The organism is Thermoleptolyngbya sichuanensis A183, assembly GCF_013177315.1.
Taxonomy (GTDB): Bacteria; Cyanobacteriota; Cyanobacteriia; order Elainellales; family Elainellaceae; genus Thermoleptolyngbya; species Thermoleptolyngbya sichuanensis.
In genome coordinates, this window is record NZ_CP053661.1 from 539,325 (window position 1) to 565,985 (window position 26,661).

The window sequence follows — 26,661 nt, forward strand, 5'->3', positions numbered from 1 at the left end:
GGTTTACACGCTCCCCCTGGGTCTTATATGCCTGGCTATCATCATCGGCGATCGGTGGTGAGCGGGGAGGTTTGCTGCGAAAGCGGCATCTGGGTTTGGATTAATTTTCGTTCCTTGTCTAGAGAGAGGAGAGTCTCTAATGACAACTACCCCACGGGAGCGAGAAGCGAAGGTCAAGGTGACGGTTGACAAAGACCCGGTTCCTACCTCTTTTGAGCTATGGGCCAAGCCGGGACACTTCGACCGCACGTTGGCGAAGGGCCCCAAAACCACCACTTGGATTTGGAACCTTCATGCGGACGCTCACGATTTTGATAGTCATACCAGCGACTTAGAGGATATCTCCCGTAAAATCTTCAGCGCTCACTTTGGTCACCTTGCAGTGATCTTTATCTGGCTGAGCGGGATGTATTTCCACGGCGCTAAGTTTTCAAACTATGAAGCTTGGCTAACTAACCCCACAGGCATCAAGCCTAGTGCTCAGGTGGTTTGGCCAATTGTCGGTCAAGAGATTTTGAATGCAGATGTTGGCGGCGGCTTCCAGGGCATCCAGATTACCTCTGGCCTGTTCCAACTGTGGCGCGCCTCCGGCTTTACCAACAGCTTCCAGCTCTACTGCACCGCCATTGGTGCGCTAGTGATGGCAGGTCTAATGCTGTTTGCAGGCTGGTTCCACTACCACAAGGCCGCTCCCAAGCTGGAGTGGTTCCAAAACGTGGAATCCATGATGAACCACCACCTGGCCGGTCTGCTGGGTCTGGGTTCTCTGGGCTGGGCTGGCCACCAAATCCATGTGTCTCTGCCAATTAACCAGTTGCTCGATTCGGGCGTAGCTGTGAAGGATATCCCGCTGCCACACGAGTTCATCCTGAACTCCAGCCTGATGGCGGATCTGTATCCCAGCTTCTCAAAGGGCTTAACTCCCTTCTTTACCCTCAACTGGGGCGAGTATGCGGATTTCCTCACGTTCAAAGGCGGGCTGAACCCGGTGACGGGTGGTCTGTGGCTCAGCGATACGGCTCACCACCATCTGGCGATCGCCGTTCTGTTCATCATCGCGGGTCATATGTACCGCACCAACTGGGGCATTGGTCACAGCATGAAGGAAATCCTGGAGGGTCACAAAGGGCCCTTCACGGGTGAAGGTCACAAGGGTCTGTATGAAATCCTCACGACTTCCTGGCACGCTCAGTTGGCCATCAACCTGGCCATGATGGGGTCGCTTTCCATCATCGTGGCGCAGCATATGTACGCGATGCCGCCCTACCCCTACTTGGCGACCGACTATCCGACCCAGCTTTCGCTGTTCACGCATCACATGTGGATTGGCGGATTCTTGGTGGTGGGTGCAGGCGCTCACGCAGCGATCTTCTTCGTGCGTGACTACGACCCTGCTCAAAACGTCAATAACCTGCTGGATCGGGTGTTGCGCCATCGCGATGCCATCATCTCCCACCTGAACTGGGTCTGTATTTTCCTGGGCTTCCATAGCTTCGGACTCTACATTCACAACGACACAATGAGAGCGCTCGGCCGTCCCCAAGACATGTTCTCGGACACGGCGATTAAGCTCCAGCCCGTATTCGCACAGTGGGTACAGGGTCTGCACACGGCCGCTCCTGGAGCGACTGCGCCCAATGCCATCGGCCCCGCCAGCCTCGCCTTCGGTGGCGATCTGGTTGCCGTGGGTGGCAAGGTTGCCATGATGCCGATCGCTCTGGGCACAGCAGACTTCATGGTTCACCACATTCACGCCTTCACCATCCACGTGACGGTGCTGATCCTGCTGAAGGGTGTTCTCTTCTCTCGCAGTTCTCGTCTGATTCCTGACAAAGCCAACCTGGGCTTCCGCTTCCCTTGCGACGGCCCCGGGCGGGGTGGCACCTGCCAAGTGTCGGGTTGGGATCATGTGTTTTTGGGTCTGTTCTGGATGTACAACTCCCTGTCGATTGTGATTTTCCACTTTAGTTGGAAGATGCAGTCGGATGTATGGGGCACAGTCGCGCCAGACGGCTCGGTAACGCACATTACGAACGGCAACTTTGCTCAGAGCGCCATCACCATCAACGGCTGGCTGCGCGACTTCCTCTGGGCACAAGCCTCTCAGGTTATCGGCTCCTACGGCTCGGCTCTGTCGGCCTATGGTCTGATCTTCCTGGGTGCCCACTTCATCTGGGCGTTTAGCCTGATGTTCTTGTTCAGCGGTCGCGGCTACTGGCAAGAGCTGATCGAATCCATCGTTTGGGCCCACAGCAAGCTTCGGGTTGCTCCGGCGATCCAGCCTCGCGCTCTGAGCATCATTCAGGGTCGTGCGGTTGGGGTGGCTCACTACCTCCTTGGGGGTATCGCGACGACTTGGGCCTTCTTCCTGGCTCGAATTATTGCTGTTGGCTAGGCACTCCCTAAGGTGCTGACTTCTCTGGACTGCTAGACAAGGACGGTGAATGTTGGGCACTGAGCAATTGATTACATTGATTTCTCCAATGAAATCTGATGTGGTTCTGTAGCGAAGTGCCCAAGGTTCTACCGCTTGAGTCGGGTAGACTGGAGGCTAAATAGCGAAACTGCTGATTGTTAACTGAGTCTGTCAATTCAGGACTTATGGCAACTAAATTCCCAAAATTCAGCCAGGATTTGGCGCAAGATCCGACCACTCGTCGGATCTGGTATGGGATTGCCACCGCCCACGACTTCGAAAGCCATGACGGCATGACGGAGGAGAATCTTTATCAAAAGATTTTTGCTTCTCACTTCGGTCATTTGGCAATCATCTTTTTGTGGACTTCGGGCAACCTCTTCCACGTCGCCTGGCAAGGCAACTTTGAGCAGTGGCTCAAAGACCCGCTGCATGTAAAACCCATCGCCCATGCGATCTGGGACCCTCATTTCGGTAAAGCGGCCGTCGATGCCTTCACCCAGGGCGGTGCGTCTGGGCCGGTGAACATTGCCTTCTCTGGCGTGTATCACTGGTGGTACACGATCGGGATGCGGACAAACGGCGAACTCTATACGGGCGCGGTTTTCTTGCTGCTGTTGGCTTCAGTCTTCCTGTTTGCTGGCTGGTTGCACCTGCAACCCAAGTTCCGTCCGTCGTTGTCCTGGTTCAAGAACGCAGAATCTCGGCTGAATCACCACTTGGCCGGTCTGTTTGGTGTCAGCTCTCTGGCTTGGACGGGACACTTGGTTCATGTGGCAATCCCTGAGTCTCGCGGGATTCATGTGGGTTGGGATAACTTCCTGTCGGTGAAGCCTCACCCCGCTGGTCTGCTGCCTTTCTTTACGGGCAACTGGGGCGTGTATGCGGAGAACCCCGACGGTCTGAACCATGTGTTTAGCACAGGTGAAGGATCGGGCACGGCAATCCTGACGTTCTTGGGTGGTTTCCATCCCCAAACCGAATCCCTGTGGCTGACGGATATCGCGCATCACCACCTGGCGATCGCCGTGATCTTCATCATCGCAGGCCACATGTATCGCACCAACTTCGGCATTGGACACAGCATCAAAGAAATGCTGAACTCCAAAGCCGGTCTGCTGAGCAAGAGCAGCGAAGGTCAGTTCAACCTGCCCCACCAGGGCTTGTATGAAACGATGAACAACTCGCTGCACTTCCAGCTTGCCTTTGCTCTGGCAGCGCTGGGTGTGATTACCTCCCTGGTGGCGCAGCACATGTATGCCATGCCGCCCTATGCCTTCATTGCAAAGGATCACACGACGATGGCAGCCCTCTATACCCATCACCAGTACATTGCTGGCTTCATCATGGTGGGTGCGTTCGCGCACGGCGCAATCTTCTTAGTGCGGGATTATGACCCCGCTCAGAACAAGGGCAATGTGCTGGATCGGATGCTGCAACACAAAGAAGCGCTGATTTCTCACCTGAGCTGGGTGTCGCTGTTCCTTGGTTTCCACACCTTGGGTCTGTACGTTCATAACGACGTGATGCAGGCCTTCGGCACTCCCGAAAAGCAAATTCTGGTAGAGCCTGTGTTCGCACAGTTCGTCCAGGCTTCTTCGGGCAAGGCGCTATACGGTTTCAACGCGCTGCTGTCGAACCCTGACAGCATTGCGGCGACCGCCTGGCCCAACCACGGCAACGTATGGCTGCCGGGCTGGCTGGATGCCATCAACAGCGGCGCAAACTCGCTGTTCCTGACCATTGGCCCTGGTGACTTCCTGGTTCACCATGCGATCGCCCTGGGTCTGCACACTACGACGCTGATCCTCGTGAAAGGCGCGCTGGATGCTCGCGGCTCGAAGCTGATGCCTGACAAGAAGGACTTCGGCTATAGCTTCCCCTGCGATGGCCCCGGTCGTGGCGGCACCTGCGACATCTCTGCCTGGGACGCTTTCTATCTCGCCATGTTCTGGATGCTCAACACCATTGGTTGGGTCACCTTCTACTGGCACTGGAAGCATCTGGGCGTGTGGCAAGGCAACGTGGCTCAGTTCAACGAAAGTTCGCCGACGATCATGGGCTGGCTGCGCGATTATCTGTGGCTCAACTCGGCTCAGCTAATCAACGGCTACAACCCCTATGGCATGAATAACCTGGCGGTTTGGGCGTGGATGTTCCTGTTTGGACATTTGGTCTGGGCAACAGGTTTCATGTTCCTGATTAGCTGGCGCGGCTACTGGCAAGAACTGATCGAAACCATCGTCTGGGCTCACGAGCGGACACCGCTTGCAAACCTGGTTCGTTGGAAGGACAAGCCCGTGGCGCTGTCTATCGTTCAGGCTCGTCTGGTAGGTCTGGCACACTTCACGGTGGGCTATATCCTGACCTATGCTGCCTTCCTGATCGCCTCAACCTCTAGTCGATTTGGCTAGGTTGATGGAGTTTAGGTCATTGAATCCTTAACTGAAAGCCCCCTCGCCATCTGGTGAGGGGCTTTTTGTTTCAGCTAATTTCTAAGCGTATTTGAGCGTATTTTGATCAGCGTCTTTGTAGAGGCTCTGCACTGGGACAGATCCGGGTCAGGAAAGTCCGTCGTTATAATCAAGCTGTATTGCAGGGTGGGCGATCGCCCTCCACGCAGTCCCCGAAAGCGCCTGACGACTAGGATTTCAGCAGGATGATTTCAGCGGGCTGATTTTTCGTGCAGTGATTCGGCAACTCAATGTCCTATGGCGATTCTGAACCCTGAACTCTTGAAAACCCCAGGATATCTAGTGGCTCTCGTTTCTCTAATCGGTTGTGCTGCTTCGCCTCCGGTGCGGCCAGAGATGCCCGAAGCCTCTCCCGGTGCGATCGCCCCCGCCGATTCCCCTTCCGACATTCCGCCTGCCGCATCTGATGCTGAAGCACCTGCTGCGTTTGACGTTGCCTCTGCTGCTAGCGAGGTTGATGCCGCCATTACGCCTGTCCTCAGCGGGGCGATCGCCCAGCAGCAAGGAATCCAGCAAACCACCATCGCCGAAAACCTGGAGCATCCCTGGGGTATCGCTTGGCTGCCCAATGGCGACATGCTGGTGACCGAGCGGCCCGGACGGCTGCGGATCATTCGCAACGGGCAGCTTGATCCAACCCCGATTCCTGGCGTTCCTCCGGTGCTGGCAGTTGGTCAGGGTGGACTGCTGGATATTGCCCTACATCCCCAGTTTGCCGAAAATCGCTGGGTCTACTTCACCTATGCTCATGGTGCGGTGGATGCCAACCAAACCCGCGTCGCCCGTGCCCAGTTTGACGGTGCGCGCCTAACCAACTGGACGGTGCTATTTGAAGTGAACCGCGCCAAGACGCAGGGGCAACACTTCGGGTTCCGTCTGGCCTGGCTACCCGACAATACGCTGCTGGTGTCAATTGGTGATGGCGGCAACCCGCCCATACAGCTTGACGGCGACCTGATCCGCAACCAAGCGCAAAATTTGGACGTGCATCTCGGCAAAATTGTGCGCCTAAATGACGACGGTTCTATCCCCGCCGACAATCCCTTCGCCAACACACCCAACGCAGAGCCTAGCATTTGGAGCTATGGACATCGCAATATTCAGGGCTTAGTCGTTGACCCCGAAACTCAGCGGGTATGGTCCACAGAGCATGGCTCTCGCGGCGGCGATGAGTTGAACTTGATTGCACCAGGCAGAAACTATGGCTGGCCGGTGGTCACCTTTAGCCGCGAATACTCCGGCGGCATTATTTCCTCGGAACAGTCGCGACCCGGCATGGTCGATCCTCGCCTAGTGTGGACTCCGGCTACGGCCCCGTCGGGGTTGGCGATTTATCGGGGCGATCGCTTCCCAGAGTGGCAAGGGAAACTGTTTGCGGGTGGTCTGGTTTCACAAGATGTACACCAGATCGAGGTAGATGAGCTGGGGCGAGTTGTCAACGAATCTTCAATCCCTATTGGACAGCGGGTTCGAGACGTGCGCCAGGGCCCAGACGGCTATCTCTACGTCCTCACCGACGCGCCAAACGGCCGCCTGATTCGTCTAGGCGCTTCCTGATGGCGAAATTGAAGCGGCTGCGCTTTAGGCAAGTGGCTGCGCTTTAGGCAGCCGATATCTACCGATATCTACATCGTTACTCCAGCGACAAGTAGATAGACCAGATTAAAAAACAGATCCTGAACCCTGCGCCGCCCGCACAGCGGGCGGCGCAGGGTCTTTGGGTTTTATATTTATTAATGTCTACCTACTTATCTACATCATCACTCCAGCCAAAATCCTACATCACCAGAATGTCAGAGTGACTCAGCGATAGGTTTCTTGGCAAGATCGCGATTTGCACAGCGCCCACGCCATCGCCAGAGCCGTTTGCGTCGTACAGCAAATCTCCGTTCAAGGGGTTGTAGATAATTCGGTGGTGGGGAGTCCGAGCGGCCACACCTACGGCAAATCGGGTTGCCTGCAACGGCCCAGCGCTTTGGAAATTCTCAAAGTCGGAAGCTGCGATTCGTAGGCGATCCACACCCGGTGTAAAGTCATTGATTTGGTCTACGCCCTGTCCGGGCGCATTCAGGTGAAACGTATCTCGACCAGGGCCACCCGTCAGCACATCGTCGCCCGGCCCGCCGACCAGCGTGTCATCGCCTGCACCGCCAATAAGAACGTCATTGCCGCCAAGTCCGTGGATTTCTACGGCTGTGGTAAATGTCGAGGCGTTTACCAGGTCGTAATTTTCTCCTAGCCGAATTAGCGGGACATTAATGACTGATTCAAACCCTGAAAAGTCGAGATAGTTGGTGAGCGTATCGCGCCCAACAATCGTTCCCTCATTGCCATCAAACACTTCTACGCCAAGAATCCAGGTTGAGGTGGGGAATTGATAGAAATTGTTGATTTGCCAGAGGAAGATATCAGCTCCGGGCGTGTCGTTGCGGATGGTGTCGCTGCCTGCACCACCGTAGATGGTGTCGCCATCCAGAGCGCAGCCGTCTGCATAACCCGGCACATTGAATAAAAACAGGTCGTCACTATCCTCTCCATAAATCGTGTCGGCACCGCTGCTGAGGATGATGGTGTCGTTGCCTCCGCCTGCCCATACTCGGTCGATGTCGGCGGGTACGGCAGCGGCAGGGTTCGTTGTTGCCAAGGTGAGGACGGATAGGGGGGCCGGGTCAGTGGTGCTGGGGACTGGAGAGGGAACTTCAGTGGCAATCAACCCGGTATAGATCAGATCATCAGAATCGCCTGCATAAATGTAGTCGCTGCCGTTGCTGGCTTCGATCACGTAGGCTCGATCCATCCCAATAAACAGCGTGCTGACATTGGGAACACCAACCAGTGTGGGCTTTGCGGCAATCTCGTCTTCTGGCAGACCTTTTGAGACAGCAAGTGTAGAGAGATTTCCGAAAGTCTCATTTGATTCAGCCAGCGTCGCAAGCTGAAAGGGCGGTGGGTCGTCTGTGGAGGCGATCGCCGGGGTTGGTGAATCTTCTGCTGGAGTATCGGCTATCGGGGCATCTGTTGGCTCGTCTGCTAGGGCAATTGCAACTGGCGATTCGATGGGCTGCCCAATGACAATGGCTTCTGTATTGAGCAGCGCGTCCAGGGAAATGGGCACGAGGCGATCGCCCGATTCTGGGTTACTCGCGTCTTGAATATACAACGCCGCTATCTCAAAGCCCTCAGCCGCAAAGTTTAGCAGCGACACCAGCTCTAGCCGTCGGTTTATTGGATTGCTGAGGTAGGTCTTTAGAGCGGGCAACTGACCGCTGTCGAGGATGGACTGGAATTGCTCGGATGTAAACACCAGATTAATCTGGTCGATGCCCAGACCACCCCGATAGAGGGTTCGCTCTGAGTGTTCAGTAGGCGTGAAGATCGTGTCGTTGCCGCTACCCAGGACGATTTCTAGGAAATCGGAGGAGCGGACTGGAGAAAAATTGGCAGATGAAAACGGGGTTTGGCTATCCATAGGAAGCGGGAGTCGAGGGGCGATTTCCGGATGAGAACACAGGGTTAAACGCGAAGTTCAGCAGAAACTGAGCAGCACAAACAGCAGCACAAAAATGCCTGCCATTCAGCAGACCTGGTCTTCAAACCAATTTGCACCCTAAAAAGCTTGAGACTTAAAAACTTAGGATTTACGCACTTGCAATAAGTTTTTGGGTTTTGGAACAATCTCTCGCGGGTTGCGCCCTCAAGAAATCGTCCAACCGCGTAAGTCCTAAAACTAAAACTCGAAAACTGAACCTGAAAAACCTAAACAATTAAACCTAGACAACCTAACCTAGACAACTAATTTAGACAATCAGACTTTGCTGAAACAGGACGAAACCTAGCAGAAACTTAAAGATCTGATGCTAAACACCCTCGCGATAGAGTACGTGGAATTACTGAGGTGACTTCCCCTTCTGTATGTTAAGGCTGCACTCAGTCTCTTCCACGGGCTTCACAGAGGCTTTATTGAAGCTTTAATCTTGCTTCAATGGAACTCTATGCGAAACTCTCGACTCCCTAAAGTTCAGCACGGGCGATCGCAACATGGCTCATCAGCAACGATCACAAACCCCATGACCGACTCCAATTCTCTAGCCACTCGACTCGCCCAGTACAACACCCGCTTTGTGCGCTTGCTATGGTGCGACAACGGCAACGTCATTCGGGGCAAAGCCTTTCACCGCCAGTTTCTAGATGAGCATCGAGACTGGGGAATTGGCATTTCGATGGCGCAGCAGGCGGTTCCCGTGATGCTGGACGGCGTGGCCGCAGACAGCGGACTAGGGCCCGTGGGCGAGGCGTGGCTGGTGCCCGACTGGGAAACGCTGACCCCCTTGCCCTACGCGCCAGGCCATGCCCGCGTGATGGCCGACATGCAGCTAGGTGAACAGCCTTGGAGCCTGTGTCCGCGTTGCTTCCTGAAGCGAATGCTGGCTCGTCTGGAGCAAGAGGCAGGGCTGCGGGTGATGGCGGCGTTTGAGCCTGAATTTTATCTGCTGCGGCTGGATGAGTCAGGCTCGATTTATCCGGCAGATCGCACCCCCTTTGCGGCAACTCTGGGGATGGATCTGAACCAAGCGGTCATCGATGACATCACTGACGCGCTAATAGCCCAGGGAATCTTGGTCGAGCGCTATTATCCAGAGTCGGGGCCGGGGCAGCACGAAATTGCTGTTCGCTATGGGGACGCGCTGCGGGCGGCCGACTCGCAGATTGCCCTACGAGAAACGGTGCGGGGTGTGGCGCTGAGGCACGGGCTGCGGGCTTCGTTTTTGCCCAAGATTTTTGCTGACCAGGCGGGGAGTGGTTGCCACTTGCATTTGAGCTTGTGGCGCGAGGGCATAAATGTGCTGCCCGATCCAGGACGGGCTGGAACCCTTTCGGCGATCGCCCTCCATTTTATTGGCGGCATTTTGCACCATCTCCCCGCCTTGATGGCCCTGACCACACCCAGCACCAATTCTTACCGCCGTCTCCAGCCCCAGAGTTGGAGCGGAGCCTTTCGCGCCTGGGGCATGGACAACCGCGAGGCTGCCGTGCGCGTGCCCAGCAATCCCCAGCCGCCCAGCCCGACCCACTTTGAGCTAAAAACGGTGGATGCTTCGGCAAATCCGTATCTGGCGCTGGGCGCAGTCATCGCTGCGGGGCTGGATGGCCTTCAGCAGCGGCGAGAACCCGGAGACCCCATCGCTGTAGACCCTGCCACGCTGACCGAGGCAGAACGGCAGGCTCGCCAGATCGATCGGCTGCCCGCCACCCTGGGAGCGGCGATCGCCCACCTCAGCCAGTCCGCCGTGCTGCTAAATGCGCTGGGAGCCGACCTAGCGCAAGCATTTCTGGCAGTGCGCCGGGCCGAGTGGAGCGCTTTGGGCAATCTGGAACTGGAAGAAGAGGTGCGGCTGCTGCTGGAGCGATATTAACCAGGAATGGTATATTACCGAATGATATCGGGGTGATATCGCTTCACGATTGACTAGGCTGCTGCGGCTGGGTCTGGCTAGAGCATGATCACATCGTCACATCGTTTAGAGACACCGTTAGGTGACACTGTTGAGAACTGTCAAATCCCCCGAAAACGCTCCTTAAAACCCACGTTTGGATCGTGCCGTGAGAACCGAACTGTACACCACCAGGAATGCTATTGTGGCAGGTAATCAAACTTAAATTTTCTTTAAGCGCAAGTATTTTGCAGGCTTTTGCAGACTACCTGTCAAGCCATCTCAAACCCGTGAGCGATCGCCCTTTTTCTCTGCCCCAGCCGCATGGATTACCGAATCCGTTAACCCCGGCAGCCCGTGCTTTGACAGAGGATGCTGTGCCGGAGGAGCCTGACGGTCTGCCTTCTCACCCCTCCGGCGAAAGTTCTCTAGGGAGCCATGAACTGAAACTCCAGAAATTGCTTGATTCTCTGCCGGTTTGCATTTCCTACGTCGATGCTAACCAGCGCTGCCGTTTTATGAACCGCACCTACGAAGTGTGGATGGAGCGGCGGCGGGAAGACCTCTACGGCAAATCTGTGCGGGAAGTCATTGGGGAGGCGGCCTACCAGCTTGCGGCTCCCTTTATCGAACAGGCACTATCCGGCAAATCAGTTCACTATGAAGCAGAGTTGCCCTACGTGATTGGGAAACCGCGCCCAGTGTCGGTGCTGCTTGTGCCCGACTGGGACGAAACCCAGCAGGTGCGCGGCTATTACGCGCTGGTGACCGATATCAGCGATCGCAAAGCCCTAGAACACACCTCAAAGCAAACCGTCCTACAACTTCAGGAAGTATTGAACCGCGCCTGTGCAGCCGTGACCAGCTTTCGGCTTTATGCCGACCTCAGTTGGGACTACGACTATCGCTCTCCCGGAAGCGAGGCGCTGTTTGGCTATAGCGCGGAAGAACTGATGGCCGATCAACAGTTGTGGATGTCTCGCCTGCTGCCAGACGATCGGCAAAAGATCCTAACGCTTAATCAAACTCAGCTTTTGCAAGGAGAGCCTGTTACCTATGAATATCGGTTTTTCCACAAAGACGGCTCCCTCCGCTGGTTCTCAAGTGCAGCATCCAGCTTTTATAGCCCCCATGACCACTGCTGGCGCGTCACGGCGGTAGATATCGACATCAGCCACCGCAAGCAGACCGAAGAGGCACTCCGGCAGAGTCAAACGCGGTTGAAAACAGCCCAGACCGTTGCCCGAATTGGCAACTGGGAATTTGACCTGGAAACGAGGCGGATTACCTGGTCGGACCAGATGTATGAGATTCATGGATTGGAGCGGGCGCAGGGCGAACCCAGCTATGCAGAACTGCTGCAAAAATTTGTGCCAGAGGATCGGATGCGGCTGGATGCGGCGGTGTCGAATGCGATCGCCCTTGGCCAGCCCTACGTACTCGATCTGCGCCTGAGTCAGCCCAACGGCTCGATCGCCTATCTAGAATCGCGGGGTCAGGCCGAGATCGATGCGTCAGGGCGCGTCGTCAAGCTCTATGGCACGACGCAAGACATTACGGAGCGCAAGCAGCTAGAAATAGAACTCAAGCAGCGATCGCAGCGGGAGCAAATGCTGAATCAGGTGATCCAGGCGATCCGTCAATCTCTGAATTTGCCCACGATTTTTGAAACCGCTGTACGAGAGACGGCTGCCCTGCTGCACCTTAGCAGTGTATCGATTGTAAAGTACCTTGCTTCTGAAGCGTGCTGGCTGCTTCAGGCAGAATACGTGCCGCCGGGGTCGCCCGCCCGCCATCGACCCGGACTCCGCATTCCCCACCGCGGCAACCTCTTAGCAGAACAGCTAGCTCAGGGTCAGCTCGTGCAATTAAGCGACAATCGCCAGGCCGGTGGCAGCTTTAACCAAGCTCTGGCGGCAGAGATGCCTGCCCGGTGGCTGCTGGTGCCGCTGAAGATTGGGGAAGCCGTGTGGGGCAGCTTTAGCCTGACGCGAGAACTGTCGCTCGACCCGTGGCAAGACTGGGAAGTAGAGGTGGCGCAGGCCGTGGCCGATCAACTGGCGATCGCCATCCAGCAGTCCGAACTGTTTCACCAGGTGCAACTCCTCAACACCACCCTGGAAACGCAGGTGCAGCGACGCACCACCCAGTTGCAGCAGGCCATCGACCTGGAGGCAAGGCTCAAGCGGATTACCGACAAGGTGCGCGATAGCCTGGACGAACACCAGATTTTGCAAACCGCTGTAACCGAACTGGGGATGGGGCTGGGGGTAGAGCGCTGTCAGGCAGGAATATACGACCTGACCACGCAAACGCTAACCATCTACTATGAATATCGCAGCCACGCCCAGATGGTTTCTAGCCAGGGACTCGTGCTCCCCCTGATCGATCTCCCAGAGGTGCATCGAGCCGTTTTAGCGGGGCAGTTTGTGCAGGTATGCTGCCTAGAAACGCTGCCCGGCCTCAGCGCCACGGGTGAATCCACGCCTCCTGAGACTGCCCATCGTGAGCGGCTCCACCGTGAGGCCGACGCTGCCGATGTAGAGGTGGCAACCCATCTGACTGAGCAGCCGGTGGCGCTGCTGGTCTGCCCCATTCTGCACGACCAGCAAGTCTTGGGCAGTTTGTGGCTATTCAAGCCCGGTCAGGAAGCCTTTCGAGAACTGGAGACGCGGCTGGTGCAGCAGGTTGCCAACCAGTGCGCGATCGCCCTGCGTCAGTCGCGGCTCTATCAAAGCGCCCAGCGCCAGGTCGATGAGCTGGCCCGGCTCAACCATTTGAAAGACGACTTTCTGAACACGGTGTCTCACGAACTGCGATCGCCCATGTCCAGCATCAAAATGTCCGCGGAAATGCTGGAGATTTTGCTTCAGCGCAAGGGCGTGTTCGACGACCCGCAAATCAGGCAGTATTTCAAAATTCTGCAAAGCGAGTGCGATCGCGAAACGAGGCTGATCAACGACCTGCTCGACCTGTCGCGCCTGACTGCCAACACCGAGCCACTGCTGCTCACGACTTTGGAGCTACGGTCTTGGATCTTGCATGTTGCCGAACCCTTCGTCAGCCGCGCCCGCAGCCAGCAGCAAAACCTGCACTTTCACCTGCCTACCGAGCCGCTGTTCGTCACCACCGATTTTTCCTACCTGGAACAAGTTCTCACAGAACTGCTCCAAAATGCCTGCAAGTACACGCCTACCGACGAGACGATCTGCGTTTCCGCCCGCCTGGAAGATTTAGAACTAGAAGCTCTAGAAAATAGCGAAACGGAGAGCGCCCAGCTTCTCCACCCTGCGTCTCCCCACTACGCCATCCACATCACCAACACAGGCATCACGATCCCCGAACCGGAGCGCGATCGCATCTTTGAGAAGTTCTACCGCATCCCCAACAGCGACCCCTGGAAGCATGGCGGCACAGGGCTGGGGCTAGCGCTGGCGCGGCGACGAGTTGAGCAAATTCACGGCAGCTTGTCGGTATCGGGCGATCGCCACTCCACCACCTTTACCATCCGCCTGCCGCTGCTGCCGCCGGATCTGAGCGCGGAGGCAGAAGAATAGGGGCACGAGAGACACGCCCTACCCCCGCTTGGCAAACGTAGCCCTGGTAGGGATAGTTGGCGGCGTGGTGGGTTTCGTCGGGGGCGATCGCGCATCGTATCCGGCGGGGGCGGCTACCAGGCGGGCGCTGCAAGCGGACTTGCTGAGGAAAGCTGGGCTTAGGCATTTGAGAAGAACCCACTACCCACAGGTTGAGCGGCGGCTCCTGAGGCTGGGGCATGGTTGCCAGGGACTCCCAAAACGCTGCGTCTCGCGCAGGCTGAGGTAAAAACCCCAGGCGAATCGGCGTGGTGGAATGGTCTTGCACGGCGCGGCGGCGAATCTCCAGCCCAAAGCTGAGGCCCAGAGCGATTTCCTGGGTGCTGGGGGTGCTGACGACGATGTGGGTGGGCGTAGTCGGGTCGTCGGAATACATTTCGCTGGCGGCCTTCAGCGGGTTGAAGCTTTTGTAGAAGCCGAGTCCACTGGCGACGACCAAGCTGCTGACGATGCCGACCGCCAGGGCGATCGCCCACACGCGCCGAGCATTCACCCCCTTGGGCAACTGGGCCAGCAGCAGCCCTGCCAGCGCACAGACTGCTGGAAAATACACAAAGTTGTAGCGCGGTGCTAGGGTGATATCTTTGTTTAGCCCGTAGACGATGATGGCAAACTCCAGCAGCACCAGCCCCAGAAACCCCACCAGCAAGGTCAACGCGGGCTGCTGCGGCGTGTTGCCCCACAGGTTTCGTCCGCTGCGCCACAGCAGCCGCCCCAGCCACGCAGCATAGCCCAGCATCAACAGCGCCGACGGAATGGCGATCGCCCGTGGCTGCTTTTCCGCAGGCATCATCACCGCCATCAGCACCCAGCCCACCGTGGTTTGCAGCAGCGGTGAGAGTCTTCCCAAAATGCCGTCTGCCAGCCCCAGCCACTCGGTTTCCGGACGGTTCATATGTTCCCAAAAGATAGGCAGCCAGGGCAGGCAAATCAAGAACATAGCGGCGATCGCCAGCCCCAGCGCCCCCCAGCCCCAGCGCGACATCTGCCCCCGGTGCAGCAACATCCAGCCCAGCAGCGCCCCCCCCTGCGCCGCCAGCGCCAGCAGGCAGAAATAGTGAACGTAGAGTCCCAGTCCGGCGATCGCCGCCCAGCCCAGCCACACCCACGGGCGAAACCGATGCCGCTGCAAGTCTTGCTGCATCTGCACCAGCCCCAACAGACCCAGTGTAATGAGCAGCACAGGCAGCGTATAGTGCCGCGCCTCCTGAGACAAATACACCCCAAAGGGCGACACTGCCATTGCCGCCGCGCCTGCCAGCCCCGCGACCGGGGAAAAGGCGACCCGATTCAGCGCATACACAGCGGCGATCGCCCCCACACCAAACAGCGCCGGCAGCGATCGCAGCGCCCAGACCCAGTTTTCGCCGGGTCGCAACGCATTCATCCAGCCATACATCAGGCAAAAAAACAGCGGCGGATGGGGCGACGTGGCGATTAGCCGCCGGGTCACGTCTGCACAGCTCAGCCCCGGCTGCACGGTGAAAAACTCGTCCAGTTGGGACAGCGGGAAAAACCGACCCGTCGGAATCTCGCCGTACTGCCGACCCATCGCGGCGATCGCCGTGATCACCTCATCCAGCCACATCGGCTTCGAGTCCAACCCCCAAAACCGCAACCCCAGCCCCAAGAGCAGCAGCAAAGCAAGGATCAGATGCGTGCGGGTAAACTTCATGACAAGGCTGGGCGCAATCGGCATCAGTCCTAAGTTTTCTGGCTAACGTGAATTATGACAGAGCAAGACGACCTCTTTGACCTAAATCGCTTTGTGAAGGCGCAAACGTCTGACTATGCGAGGGCGCTGGCGGAAATTCGGCAAGGCAAAAAGCGATCGCACTGGATGTGGTACATCTTTCCGCAATACGCGGGCTTGGGCTTTAGCGCCACGTCTCAGCACTACGCTATCAAAAGCCTCGCCGAGGCCGAGGCATACCTGCGACATCCCGTTTTGGGCGATCGCCTGGTCGAGTGTGCCGAGGCGGTGCTTCAGCTAGACGGGCGCTCTGCCCATGAAGTCTTTGGCTCACCCGACGACATAAAGCTGAGATCCTGCGCCACGCTGTTCGCCCAGGTTTCGTCCCTAGGCTCAGTGTTTCATCGGCTGCTGGATCAATATTTTCAGGGCGAACCCGATGCCAAAACGCTGGAGTTGATTGGGCGATCGCCAGAACGCCTTTAAGGAGCATTTATTTCAGGTGCATTAATTGGAAGCGGCGTTTGGCTCAAAAATTACATCTTCGTAGAGCAGGGCGATCGCCCCTTGCCAGTCGATGCTGGTAAGTTCAAGAGTCTCTTCGGCGGCAAAAGATTGCAGCTCCCAATGTGTTTCTGAGAGGCAACGGAAGCGATCGACGCTAATTTGAGTCGCATCAATCAAGACATATTCTTGCAGCGTCGAAAGCTGGCGATAGCGACGAAACTTTGCGCCCCGATCAAAGGCTTCGGTCGTGGGGGACAGCACTTCTACGATCAGGCACGGATGTTGAATCAGATTGACGGCTGGGCGATCGCGCTCATCGCAACTCACCATCACGTCAGGATAAAAATACGCCCCGCGTTCAGAGACTTGCACTTTCACATCTGACATAAACACGCGATAGACCTTGCCTCGCAAAAATGTTTTCAACGTGGAGGCCAAATTCAGCGCAATCAAGTTATGAAAAATCGTGCCGCCCGTCATGGCGAACACTTCCCCATCTAGATATTCGTGCTTGATGTCCTGCGCGGCTTCCCAATCTAAATACTCTTGGGGAGAACGGCGGTGAAATTGGGGTTCTGCAACCATGGCGGCAATTCTCGCAATGCAGCGCTTTCGTTTAGCATAGCGAATTGGCGATCGCCCGAATCTTCCGGACAACACCCGGTTTTACCTAATACCCAGCGCCCAGCATCAAGCGAGACACCAGCGTTCGCCAAATGCGGTCAGGTAGCAGGCTATGCAGCAACAAGAAGGATTTGCCGTAGGGCGAATAGCGCAGTCGAGGAGTGCGATCAGTTGCGGCCTGGTAGATAGACCGGGCGACACCCTGCGGGCCGGGTAGAGAATCATTCAGGCGATCGCTAAACTGTTGAACTTGCTCAGCCAGGTCGGCGTATTCTGGATGCTTTGCCCAAGCAGTGCCTCGATGGATAAAGTTGGTGCGAATGCCTCCCGGCTCAATGATTTTGACCTGAATGTTGAAGCGGCGCAATTCATAACGCAGCGCTTCCGAAAGTCCCTCAATCGCCCATTTTGACGCATGGTAAGACGATGCCAGCGGAAACGCCAAACGCCCGCCAATTGAGGCAACGTTGATGATGGTACCACTGCGCTGTCGCCGCAGAATTGGCAGCACGGCTTGAATGGTTGCCACTGCACCAAAGAGATTGGTCTGAAACTGATGTTCCAACTGGCTGGGCGACACACCTTCCAGCGGCCCCATCAGCGCATAGCCTGCATTGTTCACTAATACATCAATTCGCCCAAATCGTGAGACAGTTTGGTGGACGGCAGCTTCGATCGTTTCTGGCTGGGTCAGATCCAGGCGCGGATAAATTAAGTCAGCAGTCTCACAATGGTCGGTCAAGTCTGGCGATCGCATTGTTGCCGCGACGTTCCAGCCTTTCTCCAAGAAATATTGCGCCGTTGCCTGCCCAATACCGCTCGAAGCCCCGGTGATCAAAATGGTGTTGCGGCTCATCTGTTTGCTCGTGGTCATGCCTTCTTACACGCTGAATGGACAACTTGCAGCGTAAACTGTGGAGTATACTCCACAGTCAAGGGGGACTTCTAAATGCTGATTGGCGAGTTGTCCAAAGCGACTGGACTGTCCAAAGACACGATTCGGTTTTACGAAAAAATGGGGCTGATTTCTGGGGGCGATCGCCCGGCGGGTAGCCGACTTTACAAGGAATACAGCCCCGAAGTGGTGGAGCGGCTCATGATGATCAGTCGGGGTAAAGGGTTGGGCTTTACTCTTCAGGAAATCCGACAGTTGCTAAATGAGTGGGGCGGCGGCAATATGCCCAAACAGGAGCAAATTGCCACAATCGAGCGAAAAGTGGTCGAAATTGGTCACAAAATGCAGCAGCTAGCCGAAATCAAAGCCTATCTTTTGGAGAAACTGAACTTGCTCCAGCAAGACCGCAACGCCAATGTTTAAGCGCCTAGAATGCTGAAAGCAGCAGTTTTCAAACCTCCCGCATTTTTGATAATGCAATCTCCTAGTCAGCTTTCAGCCCTTAACTCTCAAGCGCTCGGTGTGGAGCTAGAAGCCCTGCGCGATCGCCTGCGACCGGGGCAGCAGCGCCTGGCCGACTGGACGGGCGGGCCGCTGGCAGTGTCGGCGGTGCCGGGGTCTGGGAAATCGACGGGCATGGCGATCGCCACGGCGATTCTGCTGGGACGGCGCTATCAGAACGCATTGCGTGACCGCACCCTACCCAGCCGCCAGATTTTCCTGGTCACCTTCACGCGCTCGGCGGCGGCAAACCTGCGGGCAAAAATCCGTGAGTTGCTGAAAGAATTGGGACTGCCCACCACCGGATTTTCAGTCTACACGCTGCACGGCCTGGCGCTGAACATTGCCAGCCGCCACCCCGATTTGTCCGAACTTGACCTGACCCGGCTGACGCTGATCACGCCGGAGCGGGGCAATCGCTTGATCAAAACTGCCGTGGAGCAGTGGAGCGCCCTGCATCCCGACCTCTATCGCCAGCTTTTGGAAGGGCAGCAGGTTGATGCTGAGGAAACGGAGCGGCTGCGGCGGCGATCGGTGCTGGGCACGGAGATTTTGCCAAATCTGGCGAACACCGCGATTCACGAAGCCAAAAGTTCGGGTTTGAGTCCTGACGACGTGAGAGCGATCGCCCAAAGCGCCGACTTTTCTCCGTCCTACATCACCGAAGACGGCCTCAACCTTCTACCCAACAACATCGCCCTGCAAGTCGCCGCCGGACTCTACGAACAGTACGAAACCCTGCTCCATCAGCGCAGCTTTTTGGATTACGACGACATGATCCTTGCAGCCCTGCGCGTTTTGCAAAACGACGAAGCGCGGCAATCCTGGCAGCAGCAGGTCTACGCCGTGTTTGAAGACGAAGCCCAGGATTCCTCGCCCCTGCAAACGCGCCTGCTGGAACTGCTTGCCGCCGATTCCCACACCGGACAGCCCAACCTCGTCCGCGTTGGCGATCCCAACCAGGCCATCAACTCCACCTTCACCCCTGCCGACCCGCTGTTTTTCCGCGAATTTTGCGCCCAGTGCCAGCGGCAGGGCCGCCTTGCCGAAATGGATCAGGCCGGCCGCAGCACGCAGCCCATCATCGATGCCGCCAATTTCCTGGTGCAGTGGGTCAACAACGCACCCGATCGCCCCCTTGCTGCAAGCCCCCTCCCCTTTCGCCTCCAGGCGATCCGTCCCGTGCCCCCCGGCGACCCCCAAACCGACAGCAATCCGCCGCCAGAGGGCGAAGGCGTGGAGATCCGCTTTCCGCCGGATATCTACCGCAGCGTGGATTTGATCGCCCAGCGGGTAGCGGAACTGTTTGCCAGAGAGCCAGAGGCGCGGGCGGCGGTGCTGGTGCGCGAAAACCGCATGGGGCGCTTTGTGGCCACTGTGCTACGAAATCCGACGGAATATAAGCTGGGTGCGGATTTGGGGGCGCTGGGCATTGCGGTGTATGAGGTGGGAGAGCGCGATCGCCATTCCCACGTCCCTGGCGAAATTTTGACCCTGCTGCAATTTTGCGATCGCCCCCATTCGCCCGATAACCTAAAAGCAGCGCTGCGGGTGCTGGCCGATCGGCAACTGATTCCGCCCCAGGACCTCGACGCGCTCAGCAGCCAGCCGGAAGATTTTCTCTATCCCGGCCCGCTGGAAACGCCCCAGCCCGATCCGGTCGTGCAGGCGCGGCGCTATTGTGCGGGCTTGCTGCGGGCGCGGGTAGAATTGCCCCAGTTTCAACTGATTCCGTTTCTGGCGCTGACGCTGAACTATGACCAGACGGAACTCGCCACCGCCGACAAACTCGCTGCCCGCATCGCCCAGCAAACCGCCAGCGAGCCGTCGCTGCAATTCACGCTGGAGGTGCTAAGCGAAATTGTCCAATCCGAGCGGTTTGAGCCTGTGGAAACGGAGGACATCGACACGCGCTACGTCCGCCCTAAGCAACTCACCATCATCACCATGCACAAGGCCAAGGGGCTAGACTGGGATTTTGTATTTTTGCCATTTTTGCAACAGCAGACGATTCCGGGAAAAGCCTGGGTGCCGCCTGCTCAGCAATTTTTAGGTGAATTTGACCTAGCAGAAGTGGCCCGCGCCCAGATTCGCGCTCAGGTTCACCAGTCGCCTTTGCCCGATATCCACACGGCCTGGCAGCAGGCGCAGCAGCTTAAAATTGCGGAAGAGTATCGCCTGCTGTATGTCGCCATGACCCGCGCCCGTCGCCTGCTGTGGATGGCGGCCGAGCGTCAGGCTCCCTTTAGCTGGGCGAATCCGTCGAATTTGCAGGCCCAACAGCCCACGCCTGTTCTGAATGCGCTCATGCAAGCTCTGGGGCGTTCGTAAATTCTGCATATCATCCTTCGCCATGCATGAAATCTCTGTTCTCAATCAGCGCCTCCAGCTTTTGCCAGACAAGGCCGTATATGTTCCTGATTTGGATTTGCTGCTGGTCGCAGACGTGCATTTGGGAAAATCCGAAGCGTTCCAGTCGCTGGGTGTGCCAATTCCCAATCGTGTGAATCAGGATACGCTGGAACGACTCAATATCCTGTGCGATCGCCTCTCGCCCAAAACGCTCTGTGTTCTAGGCGATCTGTTCCATTCGCCCCGCGGACTGGATGACGCAGTCCTGCAATCCTGGATTCACTTTGCTGAGACCTGTGGCGCAACGGTGCAGGTGATCTTGGGAAATCACGATCGGGCGATCGCCTCTTTGCTAGATTCATTTGAAATCCCGTTCCACGCCCACCCCATCGAATATCCTGGACTCGTTCTCAGTCACGAACCGGCTGATGTTCCTGATTGCGTGAATCTTTGTGGTCATATCCATCCCTGTTTGCGGCTCAAGACTCGACTCGACTCGCTCCGACTGCCGTGCTTCTTGCTGGAGCCGCCCCATCGGCTGATCCTGCCGTCCTTCGGCGGCTTCACGGGCGGCTATGAGGTGCGGCTAACACCAGGGGCGATCGCCTATGGGGTGGCAGAAGATAAAGTCGTCCCGTTTTCGGGAAACTCGCAGGCGGGGCGGCGCAGAATCCAAACTTTCTAAGTTTTTCTTGCAAGATGCAAACACATCGACTACAATCGACCATCAAGCTGTGAATGACCCCAAGTCAGCGCGGCTTAATCTTTCCCCCGAAATTTTGGTCGTTTAGTCACCTGCGGTGTCGGTAGATGCTCGCAACACCTACCAACACCTGACCCCTCGACAGTCTGTGCCTGTCTCAGGGCTGCGTCCATTGTAGGCCGCCCTGTCCCAGCGCTTCACGTCCGTGGGCGGCCAACATTTCGGGGTTTCCTACCCCACTCGTTTCCAGGAGGAAACCCCAAATGCTGACAATTCAATACACCTGGTCGTCCCCATTCTCGGAGGCGACCCAGTTTTCGCTGCCCCCGCTCACCTGCGAACTGCCCCACCACCGCCGCCTGCGCCACTGCATCATTGGCCTGCCTGAAGACGCGCAGATGGCGATTGACCGTCTGCACCTGCTGCGCTACGCCGAACGCTTCGAGTGGACGCACGCCCTAGACTTCCCGCCCCACGGCATCGTCCTCGACGGTCGCCCCGGTGAAGTGCTGCGCTACCTCCATCGTGAAATCCGCAGCAATCCTGGTGCAAACGAGTAAGAACAGATAAGGAGGATTTTGGGTTTTGGATTTTAGCAGGGCATCCCCTCACTCCAAAATCCAAAATCCCCACTCCAAAACTCAACCCGTCCAAACACCCCTAAAGCCCTCTCCTGCACTCACCCATCCAACGGACTCCGTACCTCTCGTCCACCCCGATTCAGTGTACAGGTATAAATTCCTCACAGTCTTTGCCGTGATTCTGAAAACATACGGAAAATGTCGGTTTAATTACCCTGAGGCAGATATTATACGGAAAGTTTCGGTTTAATTCCCCAACATCCGGAATTAGCTCGACGGTTTCCGTATATAGCAATTTCTATCCTAGTGAGGCGTATTTTGATATAGTCTATTCAGTGAATTGACTTTACCCTTAACTCAGATGCGACCCTACTCACTAGATCTTAGACAAAAAATTATTGATGTCTACATTGAAGGGAATACGTCGCGGTACCAATCGAGGATTTCCCAACGGGTCTCAACGGTGGTGAGTTGAGTAAACAGATTCCACACCCCAGCGTGACCATCGCCCAGACAGACCAGTGGGGAGAGCAAGCGTTGAGCGCTGAGATAATCAATCAAGCTGTCATTGTCTTGGAAGAAGGCGTTGTAATAAATCCCCTCCACCCGCACCGCTTTGTAGTCTCGCCACGGGCTATCGGACTCTAGCAGGTCACGCAGACGGACTTTGCCGCCATCAATGCTGACCTCACTGACGCCTTGTTTAGCCTCGGCAGACTCGAACGACTGACGCCCCACCAGACGTTGTTGGGTCGAGTGCCCGACCCGCATCCCGGTCAGGGCTACGATGTCATCCTCTGCATCTTGAAACGATTCGTTGGCACTTAAGCGTAGGTTGGCTTTCTCTAGGCCACCACTGAGACGGCTGTAAGCCTTTACGCCTAACCGTTCTGCCTGACTTTGACGAATCTCAAGGACCCCTACCAAACTCTTCAATCGGCGAACCCGGCCTCGGGCGGGGTAGGCTTTCTGGTTGACAAAAAAAGGGCAACTCGAGGGCTCACCTCCTCTAGCATTTGCCGTCGTACAGTCTGCTCGATGCCTTCTAGACTATCGAGCCCCTCTCGGTTGCTATTGCGATACAAAATCTCGGCGATCTCTGCTGTACAAGCTTCCAATCGCTTTTGGTCTTCAGGTGTCATGGTGAGTCATCCCTGGGGCTACCCTCCCATTGTCACCCTTCGCACTGTTTTCGCGAAAGTGGGATGCTCCCGAAAGCTAGTTGGTGAGCAGCAAAGGTAGTCTGCATCCGGTGGGCTTAGTCGTTGTGCCGCTTAGCTCATCTGTTTGGGCAGTACTTGAGGTTCTTCGGGTTAGTGTTGAAAATTCAGGGCATGGGGTATTGATAGGGCGGCGTTTTGTGACTCTCAGCAGTGCAAAGGATCATATTCAGGCGATTGAAGATTCGCCGGATATGATCGATCATGTCAGCCCAAAATCCTGCTCCGTATAAAATCCATGTCCAGTATTTACGACAATATCGAGCAACCCATCCTGCCTGAGTTGCAGCACTACCTGAAGCAAGCCTACCGTGCTGATCTCTGTGTGGGCTATTTCAACTTGCGGGGATGGCGACAAATTGATGCCGATATTGAGCAATTTGAGGGGGGGGAGGGGCAGGCTTGTCGATTGCTGGTGGGGATGTACCGTTTGCCAAAAGAGGAACTACGACAAGCATTAGCGATTGGGGTGGAGCCAGAGCGGATTGATCAGGGGCAGGCGATTCGACTACACACCCTGATGGCGCAGGAGTTTCGGCAGCAGTTGACCTATGGTGCGCCCAGTGCCGCTGATGAAGAGGGGTTGCAACGGTTGCGATCGCAACTCCTGACCCACAAACTTCAGGTCAAGCTATTTTTACGTTATCCCCTTCATGCCAAACTGTATCTGATTTACCGCAAAGACCGAGCCACACCCACTATTGGCTATGTAGGTAGCAGCAACTTGACCCTCTCCGGATTGAAATACCAGGGTGAACTCAATGTGGAAGTGGTGGATCGGGACGATACAAGTAAGCTGGAGCAGTGGTTTGCAGATCGTTGGGACGATCGCTTTTGCCTAGATATTTCTGAACAATTGGCAGAGATTATTGATGAAAGTTGGGCGGGGCGATCGCTCAAGCCCTATTTTGTCTATCTAAAAATGGCGTATCACTTATCCCAAGAAGCGCGGGATGGGTTGAGCCAATATCGTGCTCCGGCCAGTTTTGGGTTGTTACCGTTTCAGGAAGCGGCGGTGCAAATTGCCGCACACCATGTCAACAAACGCAATGGGGTGATTATTGGCGATGTCGTTGGGCTGGGTAAAACTTTGGTGGGGACAGCGATCGCCCATCTTTGCGAAGAAGAATACGGCACCAGCACGCTGATTATCTGCCCCAAGAATCTGGAAAAAATGTGGCAGGGTTATATCGATCGCTATGGCTTGCGAGGCAAGGTGGTTCCGATTAGCCGAGCGATTCAGGAATTGCCCAATGTGCCAGCCCGGTTTCGGCTAGTGCTGATCGATGAGAGTCACAACCTGCGGAACAAAGAGGGCAAGCGGTATCAAGCTATTAAAGACTACATTGAGCAAAGCGGCAGTCGGTGTATTTTGCTGACGGCAACGCCCTACAACAAAACCTATTTGGACTTGTCGGCTCAGTTGCAGTTATTTTTGCGTCCAGATGCCGATTTGGGTATTAAACCCGAAGCCTATATTCGCAGCATTGGTGGTGAGATGCAGTTTCGTCGCAGGCATAGCACTAGCCCGGTGCGATCGCTCTTGGCATTTGAGCAAAGTCCAGAGCCGGAGGACTGGCAGCAGTTGATGAGTCGCTACATGGTGCGGCGAACCCGCAGTTTTATCAAAAATACCTATGCCAGACAGGATGGGGAACGATACTATCTGGAATTTGCCGATGGACGGCGATCCTATTTTCCGATCCGTCGTCCTCAGACGGTTCGATTCATCATTGGAGAACCCCAGAGCGATCCCTATGCTCGGTTATATGCTGATCGCGTGGTGGATATCATCAACGCTCTAAATTTGCCCCGCTATGGGTTGGGGTTATACATTGCGCCCCTACCCAGTCCGATTGCTAGTGCTGAGGAAGAGCAATTGTTAGCCAATCTTTCCCATGCGGGGCAGCGGTTAATGGGCTTTTGCCGCACCAATTTGTTTAAGCGATTAGAGAGTAGCGGTGCCGCATTTCTTCAGTCGTTGGAACGACATATTCTGCGGAATTATGTGTATCTCCATGCGATCACCCACGATCTTCCTCTGCCGATTGGCACCCAAGACGCCGCATTGCTGGACGAGGTAGGAAACGATGAAGACGAAGATTCGCTCCTAAGTCAGGATTGGGAAAGTTCTGAAGAGGCAACTGAGGCTGTGGATGAAGAAGACATTGACCCGCAGCAGGATGCTACGCCAGAAGGGCGTACCAATGAACAAATGGCTCAACGGGCAGCGGAGATTTATCGCTTATACCGAGATCAATACCCGCGTCGATTTAAGTGGATTCGTGCCAATCTGTTTCGTCCAGAGTTGCAGCAGCATCTTCAACAAGATGCCACCGCTTTGATTGGAATTTTGCAGCTAGCAGGGAAATGGAACCCCGCTTTGGATGCCAAGTTAGGAGCGCTGGTGGCGTTATTACAACAGCAACATCCTACGGATAAGGTATTGATTTTCACTCAGTTTGCCGATACGGCTCGGTATCTGGCAAGAGCGCTCGAAGACCAAGGCATTCAGCAGGTGGGCTTGGCAACGGGACAATCGGCTGACCCGACGGCTCTGGCTTGGCGGTTTAGTCCGGTCAGTAATGAGAAAACGATCCCAGAGTCTGAACAGTTACGGGTGTTGGTGGCGACGGATGTGTTGAGTGAGGGACAAAACCTGCAAGATTGCGCCATTATTGTCAATTACGATTTGCCCTGGGCGATTATTCGCCTGATTCAGCGGGCGGGGCGGGTAGACCGAATTGGGCAGCAAGCAGAAGAGATTCTATGCTATTCATTCTTACCAGCGGAGGGAGTGGAGCGGTTGATCAATCTGCGGGGACGGTTGCGCGATCGCCTCCAGCAAAATCAAGAGGTCGTGGGCACCGATGAAGCCTTTTTTGAGGACGAACAAGCGCGGGAGATGCTGCTCAATCTTTACAATGAGCGATCCGGGGTGCTCGACGAAGCCGATGAAGGCGAGGTGGATTTAACCTCGGAAGCGTTGCAGATTTGGCAAAGTGCGATCGATGCCAACCCTGCGCTCAAAGGCATCATTGAAAAACTACCCGATGTGGTCTATTCCACTCGTGAGCATGAACCAACGGGAGCAGATCCAGAGGGCGTGCTGTTGTACCTCCGCACGGATGGAGGCACGGATGCTTTGGCATGGGTAGACAAAGATGGCAACAGCGTCACGCAGTCACAAATGCGCATTTTACGCATGGCACGATGCAGTATTGATACCCCGTCCTTGCCGCGGCATCCCCAGCACCATAAGTTGGTGACACGCGGAGCAGAACGGATCGCGGAGCAAACCAAGACGGTGACGGGAACCTTGGGCCATAAGCGGAGCGCAGCGGCACGGATCTACGATCGCCTAATGGCCTACACGCAACGCATCCGCGAAACCGCCCCCCTGTTAGCGAGAGGCACAGATTGGGAAAATCTGGAAAAGGCAATTGAGGAGATAAACCAAAATCCCATGAAGCAAAATGCGATCGCCCGTCTAAATCGGGAACTAAAAGCAGGCATTAGCGATGAGCAGTTAGCAAAACTGGTTACATTTCTGCGAGAGCATGATGCCCTGTGTGTGATCAACACAGAGGAACGGCGAGACGGAATGCAGATTATCTGTTCGATGGGGTTATTTAGAGGCTAGATTAGGAGCAAGTAGGACAGAGGA

General features: G+C 56.0%; 16 protein-coding genes. 11 read left to right on the forward strand and 5 right to left on the reverse strand.

The window, feature by feature from the left end:
• The first annotated feature begins 139 nt into the window (after positions 1 to 139).
• The 3 genes from psaA (at position 140) to HPC62_RS02430 (ending at position 6,447) form a co-directional block, all read left to right on the forward strand.
• The gene (gene psaA / locus HPC62_RS02420; RefSeq protein ID WP_172353595.1) at positions 140 to 2,395 is read left to right on the forward strand and encodes a photosystem I core protein PsaA; all 2,256 of its coding nucleotides are present in this window, start codon (positions 140 to 142) and stop codon (positions 2,393 to 2,395) included.
• A gap of 206 nt (positions 2,396 to 2,601) precedes the next feature.
• Positions 2,602 to 4,830: a photosystem I core protein PsaB gene (psaB, locus tag HPC62_RS02425; RefSeq protein ID WP_172353596.1), complete on the forward strand. Its 2,229-nt coding sequence runs from the start codon at positions 2,602 to 2,604 to the stop codon at positions 4,828 to 4,830.
• A 342-nt stretch (positions 4,831 to 5,172) separates the two neighbouring features.
• Positions 5,173 to 6,447 carry a PQQ-dependent sugar dehydrogenase gene (locus tag HPC62_RS02430; RefSeq protein ID WP_225910600.1) on the forward strand — a complete coding sequence of 425 codons (1,275 nt, stop codon included), beginning with the start codon at positions 5,173 to 5,175 and terminating at the stop codon, positions 6,445 to 6,447.
• Positions 6,448 to 6,667: 220 nt separating this feature from the next.
• Here the strand turns inward: HPC62_RS02430 and HPC62_RS02435 are convergent, their stop codons facing one another.
• Entirely contained in the window at positions 6,668 to 8,359 is a 1,692-nt protein-coding gene (locus HPC62_RS02435) for a calcium-binding protein (protein WP_172353597.1), read from the reverse strand.
• 598 nt (positions 8,360 to 8,957) lie between these two features.
• Between HPC62_RS02435 and HPC62_RS02440 the strand changes: the two genes are divergently transcribed.
• A complete protein-coding gene (locus HPC62_RS02440; RefSeq protein WP_172353598.1) occupies positions 8,958 to 10,304 on the forward strand; it encodes a glutamine synthetase family protein in 1,347 nt (448 codons plus the stop codon).
• A 308-nt stretch (positions 10,305 to 10,612) separates the two neighbouring features.
• The gene (locus HPC62_RS02445) at positions 10,613 to 13,879 is read left to right on the forward strand and encodes a PAS domain-containing protein (RefSeq protein ID WP_172353599.1); all 3,267 of its coding nucleotides are present in this window, start codon (positions 10,613 to 10,615) and stop codon (positions 13,877 to 13,879) included.
• Here HPC62_RS02445 and HPC62_RS02450 read toward each other — a convergent pair.
• Positions 13,824 to 15,617 carry a glycosyltransferase family 39 protein gene (locus HPC62_RS02450; RefSeq protein ID WP_172353600.1) on the reverse strand — a complete coding sequence of 598 codons (1,794 nt, stop codon included), beginning with the start codon at positions 15,615 to 15,617 and terminating at the stop codon, positions 13,824 to 13,826. The two genes, HPC62_RS02445 and HPC62_RS02450, sit on opposite strands and share 56 nt — an antisense overlap.
• A 30-nt stretch (positions 15,618 to 15,647) precedes the next feature.
• On the opposite strand from HPC62_RS02450, the gene HPC62_RS02455 reads away from it, so the two are divergent.
• Positions 15,648 to 16,097 carry a DUF1810 domain-containing protein gene (locus HPC62_RS02455; RefSeq protein ID WP_172353601.1) on the forward strand — a complete coding sequence of 150 codons (450 nt, stop codon included), beginning with the start codon at positions 15,648 to 15,650 and terminating at the stop codon, positions 16,095 to 16,097.
• A gap of 21 nt (positions 16,098 to 16,118) precedes the next feature.
• Here the strand turns inward: HPC62_RS02455 and HPC62_RS02460 are convergent, their stop codons facing one another.
• On the reverse strand, positions 16,119 to 16,703 hold the full coding sequence (locus HPC62_RS02460) for a Uma2 family endonuclease (RefSeq protein ID WP_172353602.1): 585 nt from the start codon (positions 16,701 to 16,703) through the stop codon (positions 16,119 to 16,121).
• Between the two features lie 85 nt (positions 16,704 to 16,788).
• The gene (locus HPC62_RS02465; RefSeq protein WP_225906722.1) at positions 16,789 to 17,616 is read right to left on the reverse strand and encodes an SDR family oxidoreductase; all 828 of its coding nucleotides are present in this window, start codon (positions 17,614 to 17,616) and stop codon (positions 16,789 to 16,791) included.
• A gap of 75 nt (positions 17,617 to 17,691) precedes the next feature.
• On the opposite strand from HPC62_RS02465, the gene HPC62_RS02470 reads away from it, so the two are divergent.
• The 4 genes from HPC62_RS02470 to HPC62_RS02485 all read left to right on the forward strand — a co-directional run bounded on the left by HPC62_RS02470 (position 17,692) and on the right by HPC62_RS02485 (position 21,753).
• Positions 17,692 to 18,060, forward strand: coding sequence for a MerR family DNA-binding protein (locus HPC62_RS02470; RefSeq protein ID WP_172353603.1), 369 nt, complete (start codon positions 17,692 to 17,694; stop codon positions 18,058 to 18,060).
• Between the two features lie 51 nt (positions 18,061 to 18,111).
• On the forward strand, positions 18,112 to 20,469 hold the full coding sequence (locus HPC62_RS02475) for an ATP-dependent helicase (protein WP_172353604.1): 2,358 nt from the start codon (positions 18,112 to 18,114) through the stop codon (positions 20,467 to 20,469).
• Positions 20,470 to 20,491: 22 nt separating this feature from the next.
• The gene (gene pdeM, locus HPC62_RS02480; RefSeq protein WP_172353605.1) at positions 20,492 to 21,175 is read left to right on the forward strand and encodes a ligase-associated DNA damage response endonuclease PdeM; all 684 of its coding nucleotides are present in this window, start codon (positions 20,492 to 20,494) and stop codon (positions 21,173 to 21,175) included.
• A 281-nt stretch (positions 21,176 to 21,456) separates the two neighbouring features.
• Positions 21,457 to 21,753, forward strand: coding sequence for a hypothetical protein (locus tag HPC62_RS02485; RefSeq protein WP_225906723.1), 297 nt, complete (start codon positions 21,457 to 21,459; stop codon positions 21,751 to 21,753).
• A gap of 426 nt (positions 21,754 to 22,179) precedes the next feature.
• Here HPC62_RS02485 and HPC62_RS02490 read toward each other — a convergent pair whose 3' ends face one another.
• Positions 22,180 to 22,710, reverse strand: coding sequence for a hypothetical protein (locus tag HPC62_RS02490; RefSeq protein WP_172353606.1), 531 nt, complete (start codon positions 22,708 to 22,710; stop codon positions 22,180 to 22,182).
• Positions 22,711 to 23,232: 522 nt separating this feature from the next.
• On the opposite strand from HPC62_RS02490, the gene HPC62_RS02495 reads away from it, so the two are divergent.
• Entirely contained in the window at positions 23,233 to 26,637 is a 3,405-nt protein-coding gene (locus tag HPC62_RS02495) for a helicase-related protein (protein WP_172353607.1), read from the forward strand.
• Positions 26,638 to 26,661: the final 24 nt, after the last annotated feature.

Excerpts from the sequence above, each read along its gene's own strand:
- psaA (WP_172353595.1), top strand. The coding sequence starts at position 140 with ATGACAACTACCCCACGGGAGCGAGAAGCGAAGGTCAAGGTGACGGTT.
- psaB (WP_172353596.1), top strand. The coding sequence starts at position 2,602 with ATGGCAACTAAATTCCCAAAATTCAGCCAGGATTTGGCGCAAGATCCG.
- HPC62_RS02435 (WP_172353597.1), bottom strand. The coding sequence starts at position 8,359 with ATGGATAGCCAAACCCCGTTTTCATCTGCCAATTTTTCTCCAGTCCGC.
- HPC62_RS02440 (WP_172353598.1), top strand. The coding sequence starts at position 8,958 with ATGACCGACTCCAATTCTCTAGCCACTCGACTCGCCCAGTACAACACC.
- HPC62_RS02450 (WP_172353600.1), bottom strand. The coding sequence starts at position 15,617 with ATGCCGATTGCGCCCAGCCTTGTCATGAAGTTTACCCGCACGCATCTG.
- HPC62_RS02455 (WP_172353601.1), top strand. The coding sequence starts at position 15,648 with ATGACAGAGCAAGACGACCTCTTTGACCTAAATCGCTTTGTGAAGGCG.
- HPC62_RS02460 (WP_172353602.1), bottom strand. The coding sequence starts at position 16,703 with ATGGTTGCAGAACCCCAATTTCACCGCCGTTCTCCCCAAGAGTATTTA.
- HPC62_RS02465 (WP_225906722.1), bottom strand. The coding sequence starts at position 17,616 with ATGACCACGAGCAAACAGATGAGCCGCAACACCATTTTGATCACCGGG.
- HPC62_RS02470 (WP_172353603.1), top strand. The coding sequence starts at position 17,692 with ATGCTGATTGGCGAGTTGTCCAAAGCGACTGGACTGTCCAAAGACACG.
- HPC62_RS02475 (WP_172353604.1), top strand. The coding sequence starts at position 18,112 with ATGCAATCTCCTAGTCAGCTTTCAGCCCTTAACTCTCAAGCGCTCGGT.
- pdeM (WP_172353605.1), top strand. The coding sequence starts at position 20,492 with ATGCATGAAATCTCTGTTCTCAATCAGCGCCTCCAGCTTTTGCCAGAC.
- HPC62_RS02485 (WP_225906723.1), top strand. The coding sequence starts at position 21,457 with ATGCTGACAATTCAATACACCTGGTCGTCCCCATTCTCGGAGGCGACC.
- HPC62_RS02495 (WP_172353607.1), top strand. The coding sequence starts at position 23,233 with ATGTCCAGTATTTACGACAATATCGAGCAACCCATCCTGCCTGAGTTG.